This is a genomic window from Leucobacter sp. M11 (genome assembly GCF_035726885.1).
In the GTDB taxonomy this organism is placed as follows: Bacteria; Actinomycetota; Actinomycetes; order Actinomycetales; family Microbacteriaceae; genus JAPFRB01.
This window is the reverse complement of sequence record NZ_JAPFRB010000003.1, coordinates 147,148-147,929: the sequence shown is the minus strand read 5'-3', so window position 1 is coordinate 147,929 and position 782 is coordinate 147,148. Positions and strand designations below refer to the sequence as shown.

The window sequence follows — 782 nt, the reverse complement described above, 5'->3', positions numbered from 1 at the left end:
ACCGCGCCTCCTCGCAGGGAGCGTCGCGTGGCCGTTCCGGAGCCGGGGCGTTCCCGGAGCGGACGGTGGGGGTTCTGCATGAAAATCCTTTCGAGTGCTGTGGCTGAACAGCGGTACCCGCTCATTCATCCATACCCGGGGGGTGGCCCGGTTGCCGCTGGGTAAACGACGCGGGAACAGCGGTGCCGGGCCGCCCGCGCACCGCCGCAGCCGAGTCGGCCGCACGCGGCCCCACTACGCTGGGACCATGCGAGACGAGTGGGTGCGGCCGAAGCCGGGAGCCGAAGGCACCCGGCGGGACGCGATGGGCGCGGCCCTGATCCTGCTCGGCGCCTTCATCAGTTTCCTGCTCTACACCCGGGTTGGCATGTTCCCGGAGCCGGCCCCGCTCTGGCTGAGCCTGCTCAGCATCGCGCTCGTCACCCTGCCGCTCAGCCTGCGCCGCCGCTTCCCGAGCGCGGTGGCGGTCGTCGTCGCCGCCGGGTTCTTCCTCGCCGGGCAGACCGCCGTGCCCGAGGCGCTCTTCGTGAGCATCGGCCTCTTCATCGCGCTCTACTCGGTGGGTGCCTGGGAGCAGGACCGTCGCCTCGCGATGCTGACGCGGGTGGGCATCACCCTCGCGATGTTCGCCTGGATCACGGTCAACCTGATCCGGCTCACGAACGAACCCGAGAACATGCCGGGGCTGTCCCGCTCCGGGCTGTTCTCCGAGCTGGCCTCCTGGTCGGCGATCCAGGTGTTCACGAACCTGCTGTACTTCGGTGCGGCCTTTTACTTCGGCA

1 protein-coding gene is annotated in these 782 nt (G+C 69.7%); it reads left to right on the top strand.

The annotated features are described in order from the left end of the window. Positions 1–247: 247 nt before the first annotated feature. The coding region (locus OOT08_RS08965) for a DUF7134 domain-containing protein (protein ID WP_442916212.1) at positions 248–782 on the top strand (535 nt) is incomplete at its 3' end.